The sequence below is a fragment of the Rhizobacter sp. P2_G4 genome, assembly GCF_056403575.1.
The window spans coordinates 407387-425366 of the sequence record NZ_JBFUFG010000004.1 but is presented as its reverse complement, the minus strand read 5'-3'; the positions used below and the strand labels follow the sequence as shown (position 1 = coordinate 425366).

14 protein-coding genes are annotated in these 17980 nt (G+C 66.2%); 10 read left to right on the top strand and 4 right to left on the bottom strand.

Annotated features, from left to right (window positions below; translation table 11 throughout):
- The first annotated feature begins 111 nt into the window (after positions 1 to 111).
- Positions 112 to 2658, top strand: a complete 2547-nt coding sequence (locus AC1DYS_RS17930) for a GspE/PulE family protein (protein ID WP_477901544.1) — start codon at positions 112 to 114, stop codon at positions 2656 to 2658.
- Between the two features lie 7 nt (positions 2659 to 2665).
- Here AC1DYS_RS17930 and AC1DYS_RS17925 read toward each other — a convergent pair whose 3' ends face one another.
- The 4 genes from AC1DYS_RS17925 to AC1DYS_RS17910 are packed head-to-tail and all read right to left on the bottom strand — an operon-like array spanning position 2666 to position 6955.
- Positions 2666 to 3184, bottom strand: a complete 519-nt coding sequence (locus AC1DYS_RS17925) for a GNAT family N-acetyltransferase (RefSeq protein WP_477901542.1) — start codon at positions 3182 to 3184, stop codon at positions 2666 to 2668.
- A 1-nt stretch (position 3185) separates the two neighbouring features.
- Positions 3186 to 5195 carry an LTA synthase family protein gene (locus AC1DYS_RS17920; protein ID WP_477901540.1) on the bottom strand — a complete coding sequence of 670 codons (2010 nt, stop codon included), beginning with the start codon at positions 5193 to 5195 and terminating at the stop codon, positions 3186 to 3188.
- A 3-nt stretch (positions 5196 to 5198) separates the two neighbouring features.
- Complete coding sequence (locus AC1DYS_RS17915) at positions 5199 to 5828, bottom strand: hypothetical protein (RefSeq protein ID WP_477901538.1); 630 nt, start codon at positions 5826 to 5828, stop codon at positions 5199 to 5201.
- A complete protein-coding gene (locus AC1DYS_RS17910) occupies positions 5825 to 6955 on the bottom strand; it encodes an exo-alpha-sialidase (RefSeq protein ID WP_477901536.1) in 1131 nt (376 codons plus the stop codon). Before AC1DYS_RS17910 ends, AC1DYS_RS17915 begins: the two co-directional genes overlap by 4 nt.
- A gap of 209 nt (positions 6956 to 7164) precedes the next feature.
- Here AC1DYS_RS17910 and AC1DYS_RS17905 point away from each other — a divergent pair, with 209 nt between their 5' ends.
- The 9 genes from AC1DYS_RS17905 (at position 7165) to AC1DYS_RS17865 (ending at position 17976) form a co-directional block, all read left to right on the top strand.
- Entirely contained in the window at positions 7165 to 7854 is a 690-nt protein-coding gene (locus tag AC1DYS_RS17905; protein ID WP_477901534.1) for a paraquat-inducible protein A, read from the top strand.
- The gene (locus tag AC1DYS_RS17900) at positions 7851 to 8531 is read left to right on the top strand and encodes a paraquat-inducible protein A (RefSeq protein ID WP_477901532.1); all 681 of its coding nucleotides are present in this window, start codon (positions 7851 to 7853) and stop codon (positions 8529 to 8531) included. Before AC1DYS_RS17905 ends, AC1DYS_RS17900 begins: the two co-directional genes overlap by 4 nt.
- Positions 8524 to 10173 carry a PqiB family protein gene (locus AC1DYS_RS17895; protein ID WP_477901530.1) on the top strand — a complete coding sequence of 550 codons (1650 nt, stop codon included), beginning with the start codon at positions 8524 to 8526 and terminating at the stop codon, positions 10171 to 10173. Before AC1DYS_RS17900 ends, AC1DYS_RS17895 begins: the two co-directional genes overlap by 8 nt.
- A gap of 14 nt (positions 10174 to 10187) precedes the next feature.
- Positions 10188 to 10781, top strand: a complete 594-nt coding sequence (locus AC1DYS_RS17890; protein ID WP_477901528.1) for a PqiC family protein — start codon at positions 10188 to 10190, stop codon at positions 10779 to 10781.
- Positions 10782 to 11122: 341 nt separating this feature from the next.
- Complete coding sequence (locus AC1DYS_RS17885; RefSeq protein WP_477901526.1) at positions 11123 to 12796, top strand: OFA family MFS transporter; 1674 nt, start codon at positions 11123 to 11125, stop codon at positions 12794 to 12796.
- Between the two features lie 19 nt (positions 12797 to 12815).
- Entirely contained in the window at positions 12816 to 13289 is a 474-nt protein-coding gene (locus AC1DYS_RS17880; RefSeq protein WP_477901524.1) for a formate dehydrogenase subunit gamma, read from the top strand.
- Positions 13286 to 14866, top strand: a complete 1581-nt coding sequence (locus AC1DYS_RS17875) for a formate dehydrogenase beta subunit (protein WP_477901522.1) — start codon at positions 13286 to 13288, stop codon at positions 14864 to 14866. Before AC1DYS_RS17880 ends, AC1DYS_RS17875 begins: the two co-directional genes overlap by 4 nt.
- Positions 14867 to 14877: 11 nt before the next feature.
- Complete coding sequence (gene fdhF, locus AC1DYS_RS17870; protein WP_477901520.1) at positions 14878 to 17742, top strand: formate dehydrogenase subunit alpha; 2865 nt, start codon at positions 14878 to 14880, stop codon at positions 17740 to 17742.
- A gap of 12 nt (positions 17743 to 17754) precedes the next feature.
- Positions 17755 to 17976 (top strand): formate dehydrogenase subunit delta, encoded by a 222-nt coding sequence (locus AC1DYS_RS17865; protein WP_477901518.1) that lies wholly within the window; start codon positions 17755 to 17757, stop codon positions 17974 to 17976.
- Positions 17977 to 17980: the final 4 nt, after the last annotated feature.

Sequence of the window (17980 nt, the reverse complement as noted above, 5' to 3'; positions counted from 1 at the left end):
ACCCTCCCATTTCGCCGCTTCACACAAGCGCACGCTCCCTACCATGGCCGAGCGGAAAATGTCCGCGCTTTGCCATCGCCTGGGCGCCAGCAGGTCCCCCGCGAAAACAACATGTCCGACCTCTCCGATTTCGTGAACATGGACTTCGCCAGCGACCCGCCGGCCACCCTGCCGCCTGCCGCTGCGGAGAAAACCCGCCATGCTGCGTTTCGCTGGCCGACTCCTCCCTTCGCCGCCTACCCCGACGCGCTGGAACAGCACCAGGCACAGGGCTGTGAATTCGTCGGCATCAACGGCAAGGCTGTCGCCGGCAGGCTCATCTTCTTCGTGCCGGACGACCTCGTCGCGCACGTGCAAGTGCCACCTGCACGTACCACGATGCCGCTGCGCTTCAGCCAGTTCCGCTCGCTGCGCGTCATGGAGCCGCTCAAGCCCGTCAGCACCACCTTGCTGACGCATGAGAAGCATGCGTTGATGCTGGAGCAGCGCCCACAAAGCAGCTTTCGCGTGATCCTGCCCGATGGCTCGCAGATGGACGGCAGCACCGTCGGCCATGTCGAGAACGCCCACGGGCTCTTCCTCTTTCCGCCGGTCGACGACAAGGGCGCCGTGCAGCGGCTGTTCGTGCCGCGCAGCGGCTACAAGTCGTACGAGATCGGCCCGCGCATCGGCGAGTTGCTGGTGGAGCAGAACATGGCCACGCCCGCGCAAGTCGAGCAAGCCGCCATCGTGCAGAAGCAGATGCGCGATCAGAAGCTGGGTGACATCCTGGTGCTGAGACAGGTGGTGACAGCCGATCAGCTGCTGGCAGCCATCGAAAAGCAGGCGCGCATGCCAATGGTGCGCATCGGCGAAGCGCTGACCTCGCTGGGCCTGGTGACCGATGAGCAATTGCAAGACGCACTGAGCCAGCAGCAGAACGACCGCAGCGTGCCGCTGGGCGAACTGCTGGTCAAGATGAGCCTCGTCTCGCGCGAAGACCTGCAGACCGCGCTGGCCCGCAAGATGGGCTACCCGCTGGTCGACGTCGACGCCTTCCCGGTCGAAGAAGACGCGTTGCGCAAGCTGCCGTACTCGGTGGCGGTGCGCGTGCTGGTGATGCCGCTGATGATCCGCGAGGGCCGCCTCGTCATCGCGTTGGACGACCCGGTGCGCCGCCGCGCCACCGTCGACGAGATCGAGTTCATCACGCAGATGAAATGCGTGCCGGTGCTGTCCCAAAGCCCCAGCATGGAAGACGCGCTCTTCAAGACCTACGACAAGATCGGCGCCGCGAGCGTACTCCGCTTTTCTGCCTCCAATGCAGCCGAGCCGATCCCCTTCGTGCTGCACGACACCGACAAGCTGGTCGAGACACTAGAGAAGGAACACGACGACGCCTTCCCCGAAGACGATCGGCAGATCGAGCAGTCCGACAACTCGCTGGTCAAACTGATCAACAACATGATCATCGACGCGCACAAGGACGGCGTGTCGGACATCCACGTCGAGAGCTACCCGGGGCGCGACAAGATCAAGGTGCGCTTCCGCAAGGACGGCGTGCTGCGCACCCACCTGGAGCTGCCGCCGAACTACCGCAACGCGCTGATCGCCCGCATCAAGATCATGTGCGACCTCGACATCTCGGAGCGCCGCAAACCGCAGGACGGCAAGATCAATTTCGCCAAGTTTTCGCCGCAGCACAAGATCGAACTGCGCGTGGCAACCATCCCCACCAACAACAACCTCGAAGACGTGGTGATGCGGATCCTGGCCTCGGCCAAGCCCATCCCGGTCGACAACCTCGGCCTGTCACCCTACAACCTCAAGAGCCTGAAAGAGGCGATGGAACGGCCCTACGGCCTGGTGCTGTGCGTGGGTCCCACCGGTTCGGGCAAGACGACGACGCTGCACTCGGCGCTGAGCCACATCAACGTGCCTGAGCGCAAGATCTGGACAGCCGAAGACCCGGTCGAAATCACCCAGCCCGGCCTGCGCCAGGTGCAGGTGAACCCGAAGATCGAGTGGACGTTTGCGAAAGCGCTGCGCGCCTTCCTGCGCGCGGACCCCGACGTGATCATGGTCGGCGAAATGCGCGACGAAGAGACCGCGCAGATGGGCATCGAAGCCTCGCTCACCGGCCACCTGGTGCTGAGCACGCTGCACACCAACAGCGCGCCCGAGACCGTCACGCGGCTTATCGACATGGGCCTCGACCCCTTCAACTTTGCCGACTCGCTGCTGTGCGTGCTGGCGCAGCGCCTGGTGCGCCGCCTCTGCAACCACTGCCGCCAGTCGCGCCTCGCGACCGACGACGAAGTCAACGAACTGCTCGACGACTACCTGCACGTGTGCCCGCCCGGCAACCCCCTCTTCAGCCGCGACACCGTGCGCGCCGAGTGGGTCGAGCGCTTCGGCGTGCAAGGCCAGCTGCGCATGCACCACAGCCCCGGCTGCGAACACTGCGGCCAGACCGGCACGCGGGGCCGAGCTGGACTGCACGAGCTGATGGTCGTCTCACGCGGCCTGCGCCGCCTGATCCAGACCAGCGCACGCGCCGAAGAGCTGCTGCAAACCGCCATGATCGAAGGCATGCGCACGCTGCGGCAAGACGGTATCGAGAAGGTTCTGCAAGGCATCACCAGCCTGGCGGAAGTACGCGCGACCAGCAACGTCTGACAAGCCGTCAGCGGGGCGGCGAGCTCCAGGCGTATACCAGCGTCTCGCGCTCCTCACCAGCGAGCGTACGCCGATCTTCCAACTGCATGCCCGAGGTCTCGAGCACGCGCTGTGATGCCATATTGCCGGGTGACGTGATGGCGAGGATGCGGTGCAGGCCCAGCACCTCGTGCCCGTGCTTCAAGCAACCTGCGACGGCCTCGCGCGCATAGCCCTTGCCTCGGTGGCTCGGCAGGAAGGCATACCCCACGTCCACTTCGGGCAGGGTGTCGCGCTTGATGAGGCCGCACAGGCCGAGCAGTGTCGGGTCATCGTGCAGGTGCACGGCCCAGAAGCCGAACCCGAGCCGCTGGTAGACGTCGACGAGCCGGGTGGATATCCATTGGCGCGCATCGTCGGTGCTGCGCACATTGCGGTCGCCGATGTGCTGCAACCAGCCCGGGTCGTTCAGCAGTTCGAGAATGAATTCGGCATCTTGCGTGTCGAAACAGCGCAGCTGCAAGCGTTCGGTTTGCAGCACCGGCATCTCAGTCTCTGAAGCGTGGGTTGTGCGTTTGCAGATACAGCGCCGCGTTGTCGTATGCCACGGTGAATGAACCCCACTGTTGCTCCAGCTGCTGCACGTCGGGCGGCACCGGCTTTTGCTGCAGCAGGTTGCTCATGGGTTTGTCCGAAAGAATGTCGTAGGCCGCAGGGGATTTGCGGTTCACCAGCATGTGGTGATCGACCAGCATGCCGGGTTCGCCGGGGCCGGTGAACTGGAACTCGAAGGCCACGCGCGAAGCGTCGAACTGCGGATCGAGCAGGTCGCGGCCGAGGCTGGTATTGCGGTAGCCGATGCCCACCAGCGAGGCCAGCGTCGGCAGCACGTCGACCTGCTGGGCCCAGGTGTCCACGCGCCGCGGGGCCACCCTGCCGGGCGCATAGATCAACAGCGGCGTATGGCCTTGCGTGATGGCCAGGTCGTGCCAGGCACGCGGCATGTGCGGGCCGGTCGGGCCGATGATGCCGTGGTCGCCGACAAAGGCGAACACCGTGTTCTTGAAATACGCTTCCTTGCGTGCGCGCTCCATGAACTGGCCGATGCACCAGTCGAGGTAAGCGAACGCCCGGTATTCGTCGCGCGAGATGAAGCCTTGCGCTTTCAGTTCGGCTTCGCTCGGCGTGGGCGGCACGAAGGCGTCCAGGTCTTCGTCGGGAACGGTGTAGGGCCGGTGGTTGCCGCTGGTCTGGATGTAGGCGAAGAACGGCTGCTTCTGCGCGCGGAACACTTCGTTGGCGCCGAAGAAGACGCTCTTGTCGGAGACACCCCACACGTCGACCACCGGGGCCTTGTAGCGCTGCTGTTCGTAGATGTCGATGCCGTCGATGTTGCCGGTGAGCACGCCCCGCACGTTGGCCCACGAGGTGCTGCCGCCGATGAAGTAGAACTTCTTGTAGCCCTTGAACTCGTTGATGATGCTGTGCTGGTTGGCCGCCGCCGGGTTGCGCGATGCAGTGGACTCGCGCGACACATCCGGCAGCCCCGTCACCAAGGCCCACACGCCGCGCGCAGTGTGGGCATGCGCCGTCATCATGTGGGTGAACAACAAGCCGTCTTTTGCCAACGCATCGAACGCCGGCGTGGCGCCCAGCGGGTTGCCGAGCACACCGGTCTTGTGTGCAGCGAAGGATTCGAGCTGCACCAGCACCACGTTGGGCGGTGGTTCGTTGGCGGCCGCGGGCTTGGGCGGCACGGTGCGCAGGAACGAGATCGGTTCGCCGGGTTTCAGCGGCGGCAGGCCGACGAAGGCGCGGACGCGGTCGGCACCGGGCCGCATCTGCGCGTCGTCGAGCCGTTGCACGCGGAAGGTCCAGGTGTCGTACAGGCTGTGCAGCGGGTTGAGCGCAAGCGACTGCGAGAAGGTGTTGGGCAGCTCGACCGCATCGCTCCAGCGCAGCGGGTATTGCGACAGCTTGCCGTGCACGACGAACACCGCAAGCAGCACCACGACTGTCTCCGCCAACCGAGCAGGCCACGGCCTTGCCACTGGTGTCCGCGCCGCCCAGGTCCAGAGCGCCGAGAACACCAGGTGGCACAGCACCAACCACAGCGCAAAGCCGAGTCCGATCCACACCACCGGATAGGTCTGCCACACCATGCCGGTGGCCTCACCAGCATCGCGGGCGAGCGAGAACACGACCGCCGACAGGCGCTGCGCCAGATAGGCGTAGTGGCCGGCATCGAGGATTGCCGCGAGGCCCCATACCGCCGCCGCGATCATCCAGTAGGCCCACCACAGCCCGCGCGCCCGTGGCGGCTTCAGGTACTTGCCCAGCCACGGCAGGCTGCTCAGCAGCCAGGCTGCCAGCACGCTGACCAGTGCCACGCGCGCGTCGAAACGCGCCCCCAACCACAGCGCACCGCCCCAGTCGCTGGCCGACATGCCTTGCGGCGCGAACCACAAACCCAAGGCGATGCGTGCCAGCGTGGCCGCGACGAAGAGCACGCCGGCCATAGCCAGCGCAAGACGAAGGTGCGATCGGATCGGGAGCATCGGTCAGGTAGACGGGACCAAGGGAGCTGCAGGGCGACGCGCCTTCCAGCGCGCCACAAGGCTGAAGATGGCCCACACCCAGAGCAAGGGGTCGAGCACGGCGTCCCACACATTGCCGGTGGGCAGCCGGCACAGTGCAAAGACCATCAAGGCGAGCAACACGGCGAAACCGGCCGAGCGGCTCTGGTCGGTCGCAATGGCCAGCACCGCCGCGGCACCGACCAGGAGCCCGGCGAACGCCGCTTCAGGGCCGAAACCGCGCACATACAAGCCCATGCCGAACCAGCCCACGGTGTCGACATACAAGACAGCGCCCACGATCGCGAGACCCAGCGCCAAGCCGGGCGGAAGCACGCGGTAGCACGTGACGCAACGCGCGTTGGCCAGCATCGTCATGCCGCAGCAGGCGACCAGCAGCAAGCTCGGCAGCTGAAAGGCGAGCATCAGCCAGTGGGCCGGCGAGGCCGGACCGGGCAGCGCGCACGCCACGAGCGAAAAAATCATCCACCCCATCGCCAACCGCGACGGAAACGGCGTCCGCCACGACAGCGCGCCAACACCGCAGGCCGCCAGCACCACGCCCCAGGCGACGTGCGCGTAGACCACCTGCAAACCGAGCCAGGGCAGGTTCATGGCTCGGGCTCCAGGTACTTGATGTCGTAGACGCGGTGGGCAATGGCCGTGCGCTGCTGGGTGTAGGTCACGTGCAGCTGCTGCCCGATCTGCACGATGCTGGGGTAAGAGAACTCGTCATCGGCCACGCCGCGCTGCGTGTCCGGCCCCGGCAGCCAGGTCGTGCCGTCGGTCGAGGTCGAGAGGCGCAACCACTGGCGCGGCGAGGTGCTCCCGGGCGGCGTGTCGTTGTGGAGCAGCACGTAGCCGCCGCCTGCGAGCTGCAGGCCCGCCACCGAGTTGTCTCGGTTGGCGAGGGTGGATGCCGGGATGTCCTGCCAGCTCAGGCCGCCATCGTGGCTCACGGCCTGCTGCACACGGCGTTGGGGGCTGATGTCGCGCATCATCGCGCGCAGCTCGGTGCCGCTCAGCGGCAGCAGCGCGGGCTGCAGCGAGGTCACCTTGTCGCCGATGCGCTGCACCCAGCGTGGCTCGCCATGCGCATCGAAAGAAATCACCATCGGGTACTTGTGACCAAGTTCGAAGTAGGCCGGCAGGAGCCAGCCGCCATCGGCCACACCGACCGGCCGCGTGCGCACCAGCACGCTGGTGTTCCACAGCGGCGTGAGCGGCAGCAAGCGATTCGCGACGAAGCTGTGGCCGCCGTCTTCGGATGTGAGCTGGGCCACGCGGCCCGCGGCCCAGCCGCCCAGGCCGGTGGCCACGATGTACAAGTGGACCCGGCCGTCATCGGCGACCCATATCACCGGGTTGCCGATGCGCCGCACACCCACGTGCAACGCCTTGCCGAGCGAACGGCGATCAACGATCGCGCGGGCGTCGCTCCAATGGCCATCTCGCCAACGGGCGATGTAGATCTGCACGTCAGGTGCGCTCTCGCGCGCGCCCGCCCACCAGCAGGCCAGCAGTTCACCGTTGGGCAAAGCGGCCAACGCACTCGCGTGGGCTGCAGGCACGCCGGGCGGCATGGGAATGGTGTCGGCACTGCGCTCGGTGAGGAAGAAGCTGCGGGGCTTGGCCTTGGCCACCGTCAATGGCACCGCCGCACGCGAGGCCACGCCGCGCCAACGGTGCCACTCCGCGCCGGTACTGACGAGAAGACAGGCCAGGGCCAGTAGCCATGCCATGGAAAACCCACCGGATTGCTTCAACACTGCGCTGGTCAGCCCTCGAGGAAACTCCGCGATTGTGACAGCGCCCAGAAGCGGGCCGGTGAGTTCAAGCTGACGCCGAAAAGGGCCTTCGCCAAGCAGCCGATGAGGCCGAACACCGCAGCGCCTTGCCAGCTGTGCCCCTGCGCGCTGCCGCCCCGCGGCTCTGGCTCTAAGATCGGCGGATGACCCAGCCCGAGATGCACGTGAATGCCCCTGCGCCCCGCGCGTCGGCCACCTCACGCACCCAGGCCGTATTGATTGCCCGCCCCGATCTGGTGGTGTGCAACGAGTGTGATGCGGTGCACCAGCGCATCGAGCTCAAGCCGGGCAACGTGGCACGTTGCCTCCGCTGCAACGCCTTGCTGGGCCGCGGCCATGTGATGCCGGTGCAAAGCCTGTTGGCCTTCGCGTTCGCGGCATTGCTGCTGATCGTGATCGGCAACACCGCACCCATCGTCACGCTCGACCTGCGCGGCGTGATCAGCCGCGCGACGCTGCCGGAGTCCATCCGCTACACCTGGGAAAGCGGTCAACCGCTGGTGGCCTTGCTGACCGCCGCCACCGCCATCGTGTTCCCGCTCTGTTTCACGCTGGTGCGCTTGTATGTGCTCCTGTCGATCGTACGGGGGCTGGTGCCGCCCGGCTTCAACACGGCGATGCGTTCGTTGAATTTTCTCAACCGCTGGAGCATGGTCGAGGTGTTCATGATGGGCACGCTGGTCGCCGTGGTGCGCAGCGCAGGGCTTGCCAGTGCGACACCCGGCATCGGCCTCTTCGCCTACGCAGCGCTGACCTTGCTGCTCACCTCCATCCTGGCCGCAGGCACGCATTCGCTGTGGAAGATCGGTAGCGAGCTGGGGTCCACGCGATGATGGAGACCGCCCCTGAGCCGCCCCTGCACACCGGCACCCAGCAGCATCTCTTCAGCTGCCAGGCCTGCGGCCGCGTGTCGCAGCTTGCGCGGCCGGTGCCGGCCGACACGCCGCTTCATTGCCCGCGCTGCAACGCCGCGCTGCACCATCGGCGGCCCGGCAGCCTTCAGCGCACCTGGGCCTTTCTGATCGCAGCGATGATCCTCTACGTGCCCGCCAACCTGCTGCCCATCATGTCGACCAACAGCGTGTTCGGCGACGCCAACCACACCATCCTCGGCGGCATCGAGGAGTTGCGCGTCGGGGGCGATTGGTCGCTGGCGCTGATCGTGTTCATCGCCAGCATCGTGGTGCCGCTGCTCAAGATCGCCGTGCTGCTGCTGCTCACCATCACGGCGCAACGCCGCTCGCGCTGGAAATGCTTCGAGCGTGCTCAGCTCTACCGCATGGTCGAAGCAGTGGGCCACTGGTCCATGCTCGACGTGTTCGTGGTCGTGCTGCTGGTCGGCACGCTGCGCTTCGGCGCTTTCGGCGGCGTGCAGCCGCAGGCCGGGCTGTTGGCCTTCGGCGCCGTGGTCGTGTTGACCATGCTCGCCGCCGGCAGCTTCGACCCCCGACTGATCTGGCCTGAGGAATCCCCCCCCGAGGAGCCCACCATTCCCGAGACCCATGGCTGACGACATCGAAACACCCCCCTTCTCGCCGCCCAAGCCCGTCACACGCAAATGGCGCGGGCCATCGCTGGTCTGGATCGTGCCCATCGTCGCGCTGGCGATCGGCATCTCTTTGCTGATCCGCGCGCTGCTCTCCACCGGCCCGCAGGTGACGATCGACTTCCATTCCGCCGACGGCCTGCGCCCCGGCAAGACAGAAGTCCGCTACAAGGAAGTGGTGGTCGGTCGTGTGCAGTCGGTGACCTTGAGCGAAAACCGGGACCGCGTGCACGTGTCGGTGCGGCTTGACCGCTCGGTCGCAAACATCGCCGTCGACGACACCCGTTTCTGGGTGGTGCGCCCGCGCATCGACACCGCCGGTGTGAGCGGCATCGAGACCTTGTTCTCCGGCGCCTACATCGGCGTCGATGCCGGCGTGTCGACCACGGAGCGGCGCCAGTTCACAGGCCTCGAGGCACCACCCTTCGTGCTGCGCGGGGAGCCGGGGCGAGGCTTCGTGCTGCGCACCGAGGACCTGGGCTCGCTCGACGTGGGCTCGCCGATCTTCTATCGCCGCAACCGCGTGGGCCGGGTCGTGGGCTACACGCTCGACCCGCTGGTGGACGAGCTGTCGGTGCAGGTCTTCATCGAAGCGCCGTACGACAAGCTGGTCAACGGCCAGACGCGCTTCTGGAACGCCAGCGGCGTGGAGGTCTCTCTCACCAGCAGCGGCCTCACCGTCAACACGCAGACGCTGGCGTCGGTGCTGGCAGGCGGCGTGTCGTTCGAGCGCCCGCCGGGCACCCGTGACGTGCCCCCAGCAGCCGACGGCAGCCGTTTCGTTCTGTACCCCGACCGCAAGCGCGCAATGGCGCCGCCCGACGGTCCGCCGCAACGCGTGCGCATGGTGTTCGACCAATCGATGCGCGGCATGGCCGTCGATGCGCCGGTTGACTTTCTCGGCATCGAGATCGGCTCGGTCAAGGCCGTGCGGCTCGACTACGACACCAAGCGCAAGCGCTTCCCGGTGGAGGTCGAGGCCGAAATCTTCCCGACCCGCCTGGGCGCCGTGCGCGATGCGCTGCACGAGCCCGGCAGCGACGACGCCAAGCGCGACATCGCACTGCTGCAGCGCCTGGTCGACAGCGGCCTGCGCGCGGAGGCCCGCACCGGCAACCTGCTCACCGGACAGATGTACATCGCGCTCGACTTCCCGGGCCGGGCCACCCGCGCCACGCTCGACACGGCCACCACCATCCCGGCCATCCCCACGGTGCCGGGCACGCTCGCCGACGTGCAGCCGCAGCTCGCCGAGATCGTGGCCAAGATCAACAAGGTGCCGTTCGACGACATCGGCCGCAACCTCAACGAGACGCTGACGCAGGCGCGCACCGCCATCGAGCAGCTCAAGCCGGATGCACAGGCTTCGCTCGCCGAGGTGAGGCGCACGCTGCAGTCGGTGCAGGAGAGCCTGGCCCGCGCCGACCGCAACCTGCTCGACCCGAGCGCGCCCCTGCAGCGCAACGCTGAGCAGACGCTGATCGACCTGCAGCGCGCCGCGCAATCGTTGCGCGTGTTGACCGACTACCTGCAACGCCATCCGGAATCGCTGCTGCGCGGCAAGCCGGAAGACCCGAAGATTCCCAGTTCGCCCGAGCGCCGTTGAACATCCAGCCCACGATGAAATACCTTGTCCTCGCCCTGGCCTCAAGCGTCTTTGCTGTCGCCGGTTGCTCCTCGCCTGCTGCACCGCGCTTCCACAGCCTGCAGTCGATGGCCACTGCGCCCGCACGCGATACGAGCCTGCCGGCCTTGCCGGTCGACCTGCTCGCGGTGAGCGTGCCGCCGGCTGTCGATCAATCGCAATGGGTGGTGCGGCTGCCCGACGAAAGCTTGCGTTTGCTGGAGCAGGAGCAGTGGATCTCGCCGCTGCGCGACGAACTGCGCGCCGCGCTGTTCGAGCGCCTGTCGCAGCGCTTCGGTGCGGTGGATGCGCGCAACGTGCCATCGCCGAATGCGGTGCGCGTCAAGGTTGACGTGCAACGTTTCGAGTCCATCGCCGGCAAGGAGGTGTGGCTCGACAGCGTGTGGTCGGCGCAAAGCGACGTCGTGAAGGCCTTGCCCTTGCTGTGCCGCAGCACCATTCGCGAGCCGGTCGCAGGGGATCTGCTGGCCGTGGCCGCCGCCCACCGGCGGGCCGTGGTGCGCCTCGCCGACGAAATCGGCAACCAGGCGCTCGCCATCTACAACGGAGCCGAGGCCCGCTGCCCCTGACACATAACGTGTCTTCGGTGGGGCAGGTGTTGCGGTTCTGCCATCGCACCGCAACAAGCTGACTGGATAGGTGCAAGGCGTCGCCTCCGGCCGCCTTTGCCTGGGCGTGTGCTGACGTCTGCTGCTCCGTCGCACCTTCGACGCGTTCAGCCGGCCGAACCGTGAATTTCTCACGGTTTCAACGAATGCGAGAAGGCCAGCTCGAGTTTGCCTCGCCGTGCGCCGTGGAAATGCAGCGTCAATGCATTCGCAAAACTATGAAATGTCATTAGGCATTGCTTATGCTTGCGGCCTTGTCGTTTGGACCCGTGGAAGCACCACGAAACTGGAGAGAAAAAACAATGTCGTCTGTCGGATTGGGAACGGTTGTCGGCGCGCCGGATAGCGCGCCGGGTTTGCTGGAAAAAGAAAGAACGATCGCCGGGCCAGGCTTCAACCGCTGGTTGGTGCCGCCCGCAGCCCTTGCGATTCACCTGTGCATCGGCATGGCCTACGGCTTCTCGGTGTTCTGGCTGCCGCTGTCGAAGGCGCTGGGCATCAAGGAAGCCATCAAGTGCGGCCCCGACGTCGGCTTCTTCGCCGAGCTCTTCACCAGCACCTGCGACTGGAAGATCTCCACTCTGGGCTGGATGTACACCCTCTTCTTCGTGTTCCTCGGCTGCTCGGCTGCACTGTGGGGTGGCTGGCTCGAACGCGCCGGCCCGCGCAAGGCCGGTGTGGTGAGCGCGCTGTGCTGGTGCGGCGGCATGCTGATGTCGGCCCTCGGCATCTACCTCCACCAGTTCTGGCTGATGATCATCGGCTCCGGGATCATCGGCGGCATCGGTCTCGGCCTCGGCTACATCTCGCCCGTCAGCACGCTGATCAAATGGTTCCCTGACCGCCGCGGCATGGCGACCGGCATGGCCATCATGGGCTTCGGTGGTGGCGCCATGATCGGCTCGCCGCTCGCCGCTGAACTGATGAAGATGTTCGCCACGCCGACCGACGTCGGCGTGATGCAGACCTTCATCGTGATGGCACTGATCTATTTCGTCTTCATGCTCGGCGGTGCCTTCGGCTACCGCGTGCCGCCCACCGGCTGGAAGCCCGCAGGCTGGGTGCCCAAGGCGGCCGATGCGTCCAACACCATGATCACGCAGCGCCACGTGCACGTGAAGAAGGTCTGGGGCATTCCGCAGTTCTGGCTGGTGTGGCTGGTGCTGTGCATGAACGTCAGCGCCGGCATCGGCGTGATCGGCATGTCGAGCCCGATGCTGCAGGAAGTGTTCGGCGGCGGCCTGATTGGCGTGGCCAAGAAGTTCGGCGAACTCGACAAGACGCAACTGGCCGCCATCGCCGGCGTGGCCGCGGGCTTCACCGCCCTGCTGAGCCTGTTCAACATCGGTGGCCGCTTCTTCTGGGCCAGCCTGTCCGACAAGCTCGGCCGCAAGATGACCTACGTGATGTTCTTCGTGCTCGGCGGCGTGCTGTATTTCAGCATCCCCGGCAGCGCCGCGGCCGGCAGCAAGCTGCTCTTCGTGGCGGCCTTCTGCATCATCCTGAGCATGTACGGCGGCGGCTTCGCCACCGTGCCGGCGTATCTTGCCGACCTGTTCGGCACGCAGATGGTTGGCGCCATTCACGGCCGCCTGCTCACCGCCTGGGCCACGGCCGGCATCCTCGGCCCCGTGGTCGTGAACTATATGCGCGAGTACCAGCTCGGCCTGGGCATCCCGCGAGAGCAGGTCTACAACCAGACCATGTACATCCTGGTCGGCATGCTGGTGATCGGCCTGATCGCGAACCTGCTGGTGCGCCCGGTGGCCGACAAGTGGTTCATGACCGATGAAGAGCTGGCTGAAGAAAAGCGCCTGGCACACGAACGCGCCAGCGCATCTGAAGTCGGCAGCGGCCCCGGTTCGGGCGGCACCACGCCAACGGCCATGGTCGTTCTGGCCTGGGCCGCCGTGGGCATTCCGCTCGCATGGGGCGTGTACCGCACGCTGCTGAGCACGGCGAAGTTCTTCAACTGAGCGAAACGTGATGACGCCCGTGACATCAGCGGAACACGTGGCCCTGGTGCGCGAGGTGCTCGCTCGCCGAGGGCATGAACAGGGTGGGCTGCTGCCCATCCTGCACGAGGTGCAGGACGCTCTGGGCCACATCCCTTCGGATGTGGTGCCCGAGATCGCCAGCGTGCTCAACCTGTCTCGCGCCGAGGTGCACGGCGTCATCACCTACTACCACCACTTCCGCGCCGCCCCGGCGGCCGGCAAGGTGGTGCAGATCTGCCGCGCCGAGTCGTGCAAGGCCATGGGCGCCGACGCGCTGCTGGCCCATGCGCAGCAGCGCCTCGGCTGCGCGGTGCACGGTCATTCGGCCGATGGCGCCTTCACACTGGAGCCTGTGTACTGCCTGGGCTTGTGCGCCCAGTCGCCGGCGATCATGCTGGGCGATGAGTTGCATGCTTGCGTCACGCCGCAGCGCTTCGATGAACTGATTGCCGAAGCAAAAGGCACCCCATGAACACCACGATCTACGTGCCGCGCGATTCGGCAGCGCTCGCCGCTGGAGCCGACCGGGTGGCGCGCCGCATCGCCGATGAAGCAGCCCAGCGCGGCGTGGCCATCACGCTGGTGCGCAACGGCTCGCGCGGCCTCTTCTGGCTGGAGCCGCTCGTCGAGGTCGGCACGCCGCTGGGCCGCATTGCCTATGGCCCGGTGACCGTGGGCGACGTCGCTTCTCTCTTCGACGCCGCCTTCCACACCGGCGGCGAGCACGCGCTGCAACTCGGCCTGACCGAAGACATTCCCTATCTCAAGAAGCAGGAGCGGCTGACCTTCGCCCGCATGGGCGTGACAGACCCGCTCTCGCTGTCCGACTACACCGCGCACGAAGGCTTCGCCGGCCTGAAACGCGCACTGGCGCTGCAGCCCGTGCAGATCGTGCAGGAAGTGCTCGACTCGGGCCTGCGTGGCCGCGGCGGCGCCGCCTTCCCGGCCGGCATCAAATGGAAGACGGTGCTGGCCACGCCAGCTGAGCAGAAATACATCGTCTGCAATGCCGACGAGGGCGACTCCGGCACCTACTCCGACCGCATGACGATGGAGGGCGACCCCTTCATGCTGATCGAGGGCATGACGATTGCCGGCATCGCCACCGGTGCGACCAAGGGCTACATCTACGTCCGCTCCGAATATCCGCACGCCATCGCCACGCTGAACGAGGCGATACGCCGGGCCGAATCGGAGGGCTACCTCGGCAACAACCTGCTGGGCTCCACGCACCACTTCAGCCTCGAGGTGCGCAAGGCCGCGGGCTCCTATGTCTGCGGCGAAGAAACCGCCCTGCTCGAAAGCCTGGAAGGCAAGCGCGGCATCGTGCGTGCCAAGCCGCCGGTGCCGGCGCTGGTGGGTTTGTTCGGCCAGCCGACGGTGATCAACAACGTGATCACGCTGGCGACCGTGCCGCTGATCCTGGCGCGCGGCGCCACCTTCTACAAAGACTTCGGCATGGGCCGCTCGCGCGGCACGCTGCCGATCCAGCTCGCCGGCAACATCAAGTACGGCGGCCTGGTTGAAAAGGCCTTCGGCGTGACGCTGCGCGAGCTGCTGTACGACTACGGCGGCGGCTCGGCCACCGGCCGGCCGATCAAGGCCGTGCAGGTGGGCGGCCCGCTGGGCGCCTACCTGCCTGAATCGCAATGGGACGTGCCGCTCGAYTACGAGGCCTATGCGGCGCTGGGCGCGGTGGTCGGGCACGGCGGCATCGTTGTCCACGACGACACGGCCGATCTGTCGCAGCTGGCGCGCTACGCCATGGAGTTCTGCGCCATCGAGAGCTGCGGCAAGTGCACGCCCTGCCGCATCGGTTCCACGCGCGGGGTGGAGGTCATCGACAAGATCACGGCGAACCAAAACCGCCCGATTCCCCTCCAACAAGAGGTCCAACTGCTTCGCGACCTCTGTGACACCATGGTCAATGGCTCGCTGTGCGCCATGGGCGGCATGACGCCCTATCCGGTGCTGTCGGCCTTGAACCACTATCCGCAAGACTTCGGCCTCGCTGCACCTGACAACGCGCCGGCCAATCAAGCCGCCTGAAGGAGAACTCCATGCTGGATCACCTCAACGAAATCGACTACGGCACCCCCCGGCGCGAGTCGGAGCAAGAGGTCACGCTGAACATCGATGGCGTGCAGGTGACGGTGCCAAAAGGCACCTCGCTGATGCGCGCGGCCGTCGACGCCGGCGTGAAGGTGCCCAAGCTGTGTGCCACCGACAGCCTGGAGCCCTTTGGCTCCTGCCGGCTGTGCCTGGTGGAGATCGATGGGCGCAAGGGCTACCCCGCGTCATGCACCACGCCGGCCGAAGCCGGCATGAACGTGCACACGCAAACGCCCAAGCTGCAAGAGCTGCGCAAAGGCGTGATGGAGCTGTACATCAGCGACCACCCGCTTGATTGCCTGACCTGCAGTGCCAACGGCAACTGCGAGCTGCAGGACATGGCCGGCGTCACTGGCCTGCGCAACGTGCGCTACGGCTTCGACGGTGCCAATCACCTGAAGGACCAGAAGGACGAGTCCAACCCGTACTTCACCTACGACCCCAGCAAGTGCATCGTCTGCAACCGCTGCGTGCGGGCCTGCGAAGAGACGCAAGGCACCTTCGCGCTGACCATCAGCGGCCGCGGCTTCGAGTCTCGCGTGTCAGCGGGGCAAGACGAGAACTTCATGGACAGCGAGTGCGTGAGCTGCGGCGCCTGCGTCGAGGCCTGCCCCACTGCCACGCTGCAAGAGAAGAGCGTGATCTGGCTCGGCCAGCCGGAGCACAGCGTCATCACCACCTGCGCCTACTGCGGTGTGGGTTGTTCCTTCAAGGCAGAGATGAAGGGCAACGAGGTCGTGCGCATGGTGCCGTGGAAAGACGGCAAGGCCAACGAAGGCCACTCGTGCGTGAAGGGCCGCTTTGCCTGGGGCTATGCCTCCCACAAAGACCGCATGCTCAAGCCGATGATCCGCAAGCAGATCACCGACCCGTGGCAAGAGGTGAGCTGGGACGAAGCCATCAACTACGCCGCAGGCGAGTTCAAGCGCATCCAGGCCGAGCATGGCCGCGACTCGATCGGTGGCATCACCTCGTCGCGCTGCACGAACGAAGAAACCTACCTCGTGCAGAAGCTCGTGCGTGCGGCCTTCGGCAACAACAACGTCGACACCTGCGCCCGGGTGTGCCACTCGCCCACCGGCTATGGCCTGGGCCAGACCTACGGCACCTCGGCCGGCACGCAGACCTTCAAGTCGGTGGAGAAGGCCGACGTCATCATGGTCATCGGCGCCAACCCGACCGATGGTCACCCGGTGTTCGCCTCGCGCATGAAGAAGCGCCTGCGTGAAGGTGCGAAGCTCATCGTGGTCGACCCGCGCCGCATCGACATCGTCAAGTCGCCGCACATCAGCGCCCAACACCACCTGCAGCTGAAGCCGGGCACCAACGTCGCGATCATCAGCGCGCTGGCGCACGTGATCGTCACCGAGGGCCTGGTCGACGAGGCCTTCGTGGCGGAGCGCTGCGACCCCAAGTCATTCAACGAATGGCGCGAGTTCGTGGCCCGGCCCGACAACTCGCCCGAGGTGATGGAAGACGTGACCGGCGTGCCCGCCGCCGAAGTGCGAGCCGCCGCCCGCCTCTATGCGCAAAAGGGCAACTCAGCCATCTACTACGGTCTCGGCGTCACCGAACACAGCCAGGGTTCGACCATGGTGATGGGCATCGCCAACCTCGCCATGGCCACCGGCAATGTCGGTCGCGAAGGCGTGGGCGTGAACCCGCTGCGCGGCCAGAACAACGTGCAGGGCGCCTGCGACATGGGCTCGTTCCCGCACGAGCTGCCGGGCTACCGCCATGTGTCGGACAGCACCGTGCGTGCCTCGTTCGAAGACGCGTGGGGCGTGACGCTCCAGCCCGAGCCGGGCCTGCGCATCCCGAACATGTTCGACGCAGCCCTCACCGGCAGCTTCAAGGGCCTGTACTGCGAAGGCGAAGACATCGTCCAATCAGACCCGAACACGCAGCACGTGGCGCAGGCCATGATGGCGATGGAATGCGTGGTGGTGCAAGACCTCTTCCTGAACGAGACCGCCAAGTACGCGCACGTGTTCTTGCCGGGTTCGTCGTTCCTCGAGAAGGACGGCACCTTCACGAATGCCGAACGCCGCATCTCGCGCGTGCGCAAGGTCATGCCGCCGAAGGCGGGGCTGGCCGATTGGGAGGTGACGGTCAAGCTGTCGAACGCACTCGGCTACCCGATGAACTACACGCACCCGTCGCAGATCATGGACGAGATCGCCGCGCTGACGCCCACCTTCAAAGGCGTGAGCTTCGACAAGATCGACGAGACCGGCAGCGTGCAATGGCCTTGCAACGACGCTGCGCCCGATGGCACACCGACCATGCACATCGACAAGTTCGTGCGCGGCAAGGGCAAGTTCATCATCACGCAGTACGTGGCCACCGACGAGAAGGTCACGCGCAAGTTCCCGCTGCTGCTGACGACCGGCCGCATCCTGTCGCAGTACAACGTGGGCGCGCAGACGCGGCGCACCGAGAACAATCAGTGGCACAGCGAAGACCGGCTGGAGATCCACCCGCACGACGCCGAAGACCGTGGCATCAAGACCGACGACTGGGTCGGCATCCAGAGCCGCGCGGGCGAGACCGTGCTGCGGGCGACGGTGAGCGAGCGCATGCAACCGGGCGTGGTGTACACGACCTTCCACTTCCCGGAATCGGGCGCCAACGTGATCACCACCGACAACTCCGACTGGGCGACCAACTGCCCCGAGTACAAGGTGACGGCCGTGCAGGTGATGCCGGTGATGCAGCCCTCGGCCTGGCAGCAGGAGTACAGCCGCTTCAACCGTGTGCAACACGAGCTGCTGAATGCCGGCTCATCCGCTGCTGCCGTTACCGCAAAATAAAGCGAGGTTCGAATGCACGTGGACAACCTGGTCAAGATGGCCAATCAGATCGGCAGCTTCTTCGAGAGCATGCCCGACCCGGTCGAAGCGCGGGAAGGCATCGCCAACCACATCAAGAAATTCTGGGAGCCGCGCATGCGGCGTGAGCTGCTGGGCTACATCGACACCGGCGGCGACGACCTTCACCCTGCGGTGAAGGAGGCCATCGTCAGCCACCGGAGCGTGCTAGCGTAGAGGC

What these genes read in the sequence shown, in the direction of transcription:
- AC1DYS_RS17915 (WP_477901538.1), bottom strand. Translation starts at nt 5,828, where the DNA reads ATGAACCTGCCCTGGCTCGGTTTGCAGGTGGTCTACGCGCACGTCGCC.
- AC1DYS_RS17905 (WP_477901534.1), top strand. Translation starts at nt 7,165, where the DNA reads ATGACCCAGCCCGAGATGCACGTGAATGCCCCTGCGCCCCGCGCGTCG.
- AC1DYS_RS17920 (WP_477901540.1), bottom strand. Translation starts at nt 5,195, where the DNA reads ATGCTCCCGATCCGATCGCACCTTCGTCTTGCGCTGGCTATGGCCGGC.
- AC1DYS_RS17890 (WP_477901528.1), top strand. Translation starts at nt 10,188, where the DNA reads ATGAAATACCTTGTCCTCGCCCTGGCCTCAAGCGTCTTTGCTGTCGCC.
- AC1DYS_RS17930 (WP_477901544.1), top strand. Translation starts at nt 112, where the DNA reads ATGTCCGACCTCTCCGATTTCGTGAACATGGACTTCGCCAGCGACCCG.
- AC1DYS_RS17910 (WP_477901536.1), bottom strand. Translation starts at nt 6,955, where the DNA reads ATGGCATGGCTACTGGCCCTGGCCTGTCTTCTCGTCAGTACCGGCGCG.
- AC1DYS_RS17865 (WP_477901518.1), top strand. Translation starts at nt 17,755, where the DNA reads ATGCACGTGGACAACCTGGTCAAGATGGCCAATCAGATCGGCAGCTTC.
- AC1DYS_RS17895 (WP_477901530.1), top strand. Translation starts at nt 8,524, where the DNA reads ATGGCTGACGACATCGAAACACCCCCCTTCTCGCCGCCCAAGCCCGTC.
- fdhF (WP_477901520.1), top strand. Translation starts at nt 14,878, where the DNA reads ATGCTGGATCACCTCAACGAAATCGACTACGGCACCCCCCGGCGCGAG.
- AC1DYS_RS17885 (WP_477901526.1), top strand. Translation starts at nt 11,123, where the DNA reads ATGTCGTCTGTCGGATTGGGAACGGTTGTCGGCGCGCCGGATAGCGCG.
- AC1DYS_RS17900 (WP_477901532.1), top strand. Translation starts at nt 7,851, where the DNA reads ATGATGGAGACCGCCCCTGAGCCGCCCCTGCACACCGGCACCCAGCAG.
- AC1DYS_RS17925 (WP_477901542.1), bottom strand. Translation starts at nt 3,184, where the DNA reads ATGCCGGTGCTGCAAACCGAACGCTTGCAGCTGCGCTGTTTCGACACG.